This window comes from Streptomyces sp. SID5910, from assembly GCF_009862125.1.
Lineage (GTDB): Bacteria > Actinomycetota > Actinomycetes > Streptomycetales > Streptomycetaceae > Streptomyces.
In genome coordinates this window covers 1-4,654 of the sequence record NZ_WWHX01000779.1, presented here as the reverse complement: position 1 = coordinate 4,654, position 4,654 = coordinate 1, and the positions used below count along the sequence as shown (strand labels likewise).

General features: G+C 73.6%; 5 protein-coding genes. 1 reads left to right on the top strand and 4 read right to left on the bottom strand.

The annotated features are described in order from the left end of the window. On the top strand, positions 1 to 1,061 hold a 1,061-nt coding region (gene paaE / locus GTW67_RS27610; RefSeq protein ID WP_161167485.1), incomplete at its 5' end, for a 1,2-phenylacetyl-CoA epoxidase subunit PaaE. Here the strand turns inward: paaE and GTW67_RS27605 are convergent. The 4 genes from GTW67_RS27605 to GTW67_RS27590 form a co-directional block, all read right to left on the bottom strand. Continuing rightward, positions 1,049 to 1,981 (bottom strand): aminoglycoside phosphotransferase family protein, encoded by a 933-nt coding sequence (locus GTW67_RS27605; protein WP_161167484.1) that lies wholly within the window; start codon positions 1,979 to 1,981, stop codon positions 1,049 to 1,051. The two genes, paaE and GTW67_RS27605, sit on opposite strands and share 13 nt — an antisense overlap. Before the next feature lie 68 nt (positions 1,982 to 2,049). Continuing rightward, entirely contained in the window at positions 2,050 to 2,625 is a 576-nt protein-coding gene (locus GTW67_RS27600; protein ID WP_161167483.1) for a TerB family tellurite resistance protein, read from the bottom strand. Positions 2,626 to 2,959: 334 nt separating this feature from the next. After that, positions 2,960 to 3,928, bottom strand: a complete 969-nt coding sequence (locus GTW67_RS27595; RefSeq protein WP_524539828.1) for an endonuclease/exonuclease/phosphatase family protein — start codon at positions 3,926 to 3,928, stop codon at positions 2,960 to 2,962. Beyond that, a partial coding sequence (locus GTW67_RS27590) for an SAM-dependent methyltransferase (RefSeq protein WP_161167482.1) occupies positions 3,928 to 4,654 on the bottom strand: 727 nt, incomplete at its 5' end. The genes GTW67_RS27595 and GTW67_RS27590, both read right to left, overlap by 1 nt.

Below are 4,654 nucleotides of genomic sequence, written 5' to 3'. Positions count from 1 at the left end.
GCCGCCCGGCCTTCCACCGTCTGCGCGTCGCCGCCGTCCAGCGGCTGTGCGCGGACGCGGTGGCCGTCGGCTTCGACATCCCGGAGGAACTGGCCGGGGAGTTCGCGTTCGCGCCGGGGCAGTCGCTGACGCTGCGGCGCGAGATCGAGGGCCGCGACGAGCGCCGCTCCTACTCGATCTGCTCGCCGGCCGGTGCGGCGCCGCGCATCGGGGTCCGCGTGGTGCCGGGCGGCCTGTTCTCGCAGTGGCTCGTCAACGAGGTGCGGCCCGGTGACACGGTCGAGGTGATGGCCCCCACCGGTCTGTTCACCCCCGACCTCACCGCCCCCGGCCACCATGTGCTCATCGCGGCGGGCTCGGGCATCACCCCCATGCTGTCCATCGCCGAGTCGGTGCTGGCCGCCGACGACCGCTCCACCGTCACGCTGCTCTACGGCAACCGCCGCACCGACACCGTGATGTTCGCCGACGAACTGGCCGACCTGAAGGACCTGCACCCCGCCCGCTTCCAGCTCGCCCACGTGCTGTCCCGCGAGCCCCGGGAGGCCGAGGTGCTCTCCGGCCGCCTCGACGCCGAACGGCTCGCCGCGCTCGTCGACGCCCTGGTCGACGTGGAGAACGCCGACCACTGGTGGCTGTGCGGACCGCACGGCATGGTCCTCGACGCCCAGCGGGTCCTCACCGGCCTCGGCGTGCCCGCGGACCGCGTCCACCGCGAGCTGTTCTTCGCCGACGACGAGCCGGTGCGCGAGACGCGCCACGAGGAGGCCGGACCCGAGGGGCCGGTCAGCGAGGTCACCGTCACCCTGGACGGCCGGTCCACGACGGCCTCCCTGTCCCGGGAGCGGTCCCTCCTCGACGGCGCCCAGCAGACCCGGCCCGACCTGCCGTTCGCCTGCAAGGGCGGCGTCTGCGGCACCTGCCGCGCCCTGGTCACCGACGGCAAGGCCGACATGCGGCGCAACTACGCCCTGGAACCCGCCGAGGTCGACGCCGGCTACGTCCTGACCTGCCAGTCCTACCCGGCGTCCGACACGCTGACCGTCGACTACGACAGCTGACCCGGCGTCACCGCTGCCCGGCGCCCGGTCTCCTCCAGCACCGTCCGGATCACGTGCCGGGCGTTGCGGGCCATCGCGGGGTTGCTCTCCCGGTAGTAGGGCAGCGCGATCAGTGCCTGGGAGAGCGTCCGCCCCCGGCCGCGCCGCCAGGTAGCGTCGTCCACACCGAGCGCCTCGCGGAAGACCTCCCGCGCACCGGCCGGCAGCAGATTCCACGCCGGGAACAGATCGCAGGCCGGGTCGCCCGTGCCCGCGCAGCCGAAGTCGATGACGGAGGAGAGCCTGCCGTCCCGGATCAGCACATTGCCCGGCATCAGGTCGGCGTGCAGCCACACCGGCGCGTCACAGACGGGGGCGCGGAGCGCGTCGTCCCAGACGGCGGTCACGGCATCGCCGTCGACGCCCTCCTCGGGAATCCGGCGCAGCTCCTCGATCGCCGCCCGCGTCGACACGTCGAGCGAGGCGAGCGGACCCCCGCGGTACGCGGGCGGCGCTCCCGGCAGGGTGATGCCGCGCATCGCCGCCACGAACCCGGCCAGATCCCCGGCCAGGCCCACCGGATCGCTCAGCGCCCCCTCCTCGGGGACCTCCCCGGGCAGCCACCGGTACACCGACCAGGGCCACGGATAGCCCTCCGCCGGTTCCCCCGCCCCCACCACCTCGGGGACGGACGCGGGCAGCAGGGGCGCGAGGCGGGGCAGCCAGTGGCGCTCCGCCACCACGTCCGCGGCCCCGCCCTCTAGCAGCGGCAGCCGCACGACCAGCCGGTCTCCCAGCCGGTACATGGCGTTGACCGTGCCGCCGGACGGATACCGCCGCACCGGCAGGCCGGCCCACTCGGGGAACCGGCCCGCGACCAGCCGTCGTACGAGGTCGTCGTCGACGGGGTGCGTGCCGGGACGTGTCTGCCCTGAACTCATGGGCGCCATCCGATCCCTGGGGGCCGACGCGCGTCAAACGCTTTCCGCTCCGGCGGCCGGCGGGACGCTCAGACGCCGAACTCCGTGGGGGACAGGCCGAGCGCGGTGCACGCCTCCCGCACCGCGTGCTGCTCGGCCGGCTCGAAGACCCCGTCCGCGCCGGCGACGACGATGCCGGTCTGGACGACCGCCCGGGCCTCCGCGGGCTTCTTGGCGGCCTTGGCGATCACTTGCAGCGCCTCGGCCCTGCCCGCCTCGAAGTTGGCCAGGAGCCGGTCCACGTGCTGGTTGAACCGCTGACGGAGCTGGTCCGCGGGGAAGTTCTGCAGGACCTCGTTGGAGACGATCAGCTCCTCCACGCGCTGCCGCTCCGCCGGTTCGACCCGGCCGTCGGCCGCCGCCACCAGCGCGCACATGGCCATGCTCGCGTCCCGGTAGGCACCGCTCTTCAGCTCCGTCTTCACCGACGCCAGCTGGGACTTGAACAGCCCGATCAGCTGGGTCCTGGAGCCGCCGGAGGACGAGGAGCCCGGCCGGCCGAACGCCTGCTGCCCCTGTCCCTGCGCGTGCCCGCCCGTACCCCGCGAGCCCTGGGACTGCTGGAGCGTCCTGGCCTGGTCCTTGATCCGGTCCCACATCGCCACTCGTGCCACCTCGGCTTCTGCTGCGTGTCCGACTTGTCTGCGGTCGCGTCACATCGCGGTCCGTCAGGTTGAACGCTCCCGGGCCGGGGGCGGTTCCCGGATCGTAAAAGAAAAGCAAAGCGGCCTGGGGGACGCCCCGGTGTGCGTCTCCGGGGCGACTGCGTTAGAGTCTTCTCAGGTCGTCCAGTCACCACCCGGTGGATGTCCGTGCGTTGGTCGTCTAAGGCAAGACGTCCCGCTTCCTGCGGGGAAATGCAGGTGCAAGGCCTGCCCGGCGCTCCATCGAAACCCCCGTCCCTGGCCCCCAGGGACGGGGGTTTTCGCTTGCGCCGGCTCAGAAGGCGATCCCGGCGGCGACCGGCAGGTGGTCGCTCCCGGTGGCGGGCAGAGTGCGGATGTGACGGACCGTCGCCGAACGGGCCATGACCTGGTCGATCCTGGCGATCGGAAGCCCGGCCGGGAAACTGAACGCGAGCCCGCGTTCCGCGGTGTTCAGGCGGGCGGTCAGCGGGCCGAGTCCACGGTCGTCGACCGTGCCGTTCAGATCGCCCAGCACCAGCACCCTCTCCCGTCCCTCGGCGCCGACGGCCTCGCCCAGCAGGCGGGCGCTCTCGTCGCGCCACGACGACGCCAGCCCGGCCGCCCCCACACGCACCGACGGCAGGTGGGCGACGTACGCGACGACCTCCCCGTGCGGCGTGTGCACGACCGCCCGCAGCCCGCGGTTCCAGGGCTCCGTGATGCCGCGCGGCCTGATGTCCACCGGCCCGGTCTCCGACAGCGGATGCCTCGACCAGAGGCCGACGGTGCCCCGGACCGCGTGGTACGGGTAGCGGGCGGCGAGGCTCCTCTCGTACACCGGCAGCGCCTCCGGCACCAGTTCCTCCAGCGCGATGAGGTCGGGTCCGGCACCGGCCAGGGCGCGGGCCGTGCCGGCGGGGTCGGTGTTCTCGTCGCTGACGTTGTGCTGCACCACGACCAGGTCGTCACCGCCCGCCCGCGCCGCGGGCAGCAGCAGCCCGCCGAAGTGGTGCGTCCAGGCGGCGACCGGCAGCAGCACGGCCACCAGCGCGACGGCCGAACGGCGCAGCAGCGCCACGCCCAGCAGCACCACGACCACCAGGCCGAGCCACGGCAGGAAAGTCTCCAGCAGACTGCCCGCCCGCCCGACGGAGTTGGGCACCGCGCCGGGGAACGCCAGCAGCCCCGCCGTCAGCACCGCCGACGCGGCCACCACCCGGCCCCCCGACCAGGCCGGTACGCCCGTGGCGGCGAAGCGCGAGCGGCGGCCGGCCGAGAAGATCACGGCTTGCGGGCGAGGCCGCCGTGCTCACCGATGGGCTCGGGGGCGGGGGAGGACACGTCCGGACGCCACAGGGGGACCGACACGACGCCGGGCTCCACCAGCTCCAGACCGTCGAAGAACGCCGTGATCTCCTCCACGGTGCGCAGCACGTACGGCGCGGCGCCGCTCTCGTTGTAGGCGTCCTGCGCGTGCTCGAAGTCCGGGTCGACGCCCCGCGAACCGTCGTTGACGGACAGATAGCTGCCCGAGGGCAGCGCGGCCATCAGCCGGGTGACGACGGAGCGCGCCACGTCGTAGTCCGGGATGTGGCCCAGGATGTTGCTCAGGACCAGCGCGACGGGACGGGTGAGGTCGAGCGTGCCGGCCGCCGCGGCCACGATCCGGTCCGGGTCCAGCACGTCCGAGTCGATGTAGGCCGTCGCCCCCTCGGGCGTGGAGGTCAGCAGCGCCCGGGCGTGCGCCAGGACCATCGGATCGTTGTCGACGTAGACGATCCGGGCCTCCGGGGCGATCCGCTGGGCGACCTCGTGGGTGTTGTCCGCGGTGGGCAGGCCGGTGCCGACGTCCAGGAACTGGCGGATGCCCGCCTCGGCGACCAGATGGGTGATGTTGCGGCGCAGGAAGGCGCGGCTGCTGCGGGCGATGGTGACGATGCCGGGGAAGACGGCCGTGTAGGCGTCACCGGCCCGCTCGTCGACGGGGTAGTTGTCCTTGCCGCCCAGC